The sequence below is a fragment of the Micromonospora sp. KC721 genome (assembly GCF_004348355.1).
Classification (GTDB): Bacteria; Actinomycetota; Actinomycetes; order Mycobacteriales; family Micromonosporaceae; genus Micromonospora.
Genome location: NZ_SMJY01000388.1, coordinates 1 through 1,443, shown reverse-complemented (window position 1 = coordinate 1,443; position 1,443 = coordinate 1). Strand labels below are relative to the sequence as shown.

Sequence of the window (1,443 nt, the reverse complement as noted above, 5' to 3'; positions counted from 1 at the left end):
CTCCGCCTACCAGCCGCACCGGCCGGGCTGCCGACTGCCGCCGGGCTGTCCGCCGAAGCGCCCACGATCCGGCGACGGGTGCCGGGGGCGAGCCTGCCGCCGGCCGGGCTTCCGGCCGGCCCGGCCAACGCCGTCGATTCCGACCCGGAGGCCGCGCGGGCCATGGTTGAGCAGTTCCAGACCGGGGTACGACGGGCCGAGCAGACCCGCTCCGAGCCGCCGGCCGGTGCGGGCACCGACCGGCCCCGGCTTGCCCGGCGGGTGCCCGGAGCGAGCCTGGCCGGCGTACGGCCACAGGTCGCGCCGGCCGTCGTGCGGCCCCAGGACCCGAACAAGGTCCGCGACAGCATCGCGGAGTTCGAGGCGGGCGTCGCCCGCGCTCTGCGCCACGTCGGTACCGAACACGGCCCCAACCAAGAAGGATCATCACGGTGACCAGCCCGTACCTGCACGACAACGTCGGCCGCGCGTCCGGCCCGGAGCTCAGCCCGGAGGCGCGTACCTTCAACTGGCTGCTGGACTCGTTCACCTCCAGCACCGCCGGGGTGCTGGAGGCGATCGCCGTCTCGTCGGACGGTCTCCTGATGGCCATGTCGGCGATCAAGGACCGCGCGAACGCCGAACGCCTCGCCGCCGTGATCTCCGGCATGACGAGCCTGGCCGGGGGTGCGGCGAGCTGGTACGCCCTCGGCGGCCTGAACCGGGTGATCGTCGACATGGCCGACGGGTACCTGCTGATCAGCGCGATCAGCGCCGGCTCGGTGCTCGGCGTGGTCGCCGACCGCACGGCCAACCTGGGCACCGTGGCGTACGAGATGACGCTCTTCGCCGGACGGGCCGGCGGCGCACTCACCCCCCGACTGATCGCCGAGTTGAAGAACGCCGTTCAGCAATGACCCGACCGGCCGTCGGCGAGGAGCCGGATCCGGAACCGCTGGTCCGGATCCGGCCCTACCTGGGCGTGCCGGAGCCGCCCGGCCAGGACGTCCCGATGCCCGAACCGGACACCGACCAGCCGGCCGGGCCCCGACCGTTCGTGCTCACCGCAGGGCGGGTCGCCGGCACCGATCCGGCGATCGGCCTGGAGACCCAGGTGACGGCGCGCGGTGCGGACGGTCCCCCGGCGACCGGGCTGGCCCCGGAACTCCAGATGATCATCGCGCTCTGCGCCGAACCGACCTCGGTCGCGGAGCTGTCCGCCCGGGCCCGGTTGCACGTCGGCGTGACCCGGGTCCTGGTCGGCGACCTGCGGGCCGCCGGTCACCTCGATGTGCACGACGGAGACGTCACGGACGCCCCCGCCCCCGACCTCATCCTGCGAGTGATTGATGGACTCCGTGCGATCTCCTGACTGGCCGGTCATCCCGCCGGGCGGACTCGCCGCCAACAGCGCCTCCAGCCGCTACGGCGCACCGGTGGACGGGCCCGTCCCCGCCGCCCCCT

Annotated in this window: 2 protein-coding genes and 1 pseudogene; all 3 read left to right on the top strand. The window is 74.2% G+C overall.

The features are described from left to right. A pseudogene (locus E1182_RS31475) lies at positions 1-435 on the top strand (histidine kinase); the annotation flags it as partial. Next, entirely contained in the window at positions 432-896 is a 465-nt protein-coding gene (locus E1182_RS30550; RefSeq protein WP_132271193.1) for a roadblock/LC7 domain-containing protein, read from the top strand. The pseudogene E1182_RS31475 and the gene E1182_RS30550, both read left to right, overlap by 4 nt. After that, positions 893-1,351 carry a DUF742 domain-containing protein gene (locus E1182_RS30545; protein ID WP_132271192.1) on the top strand — a complete coding sequence of 153 codons (459 nt, stop codon included), beginning with the start codon at positions 893-895 and terminating at the stop codon, positions 1,349-1,351. Before E1182_RS30550 ends, E1182_RS30545 begins: the two co-directional genes overlap by 4 nt. Positions 1,352-1,443 lie beyond the last annotated feature (92 nt).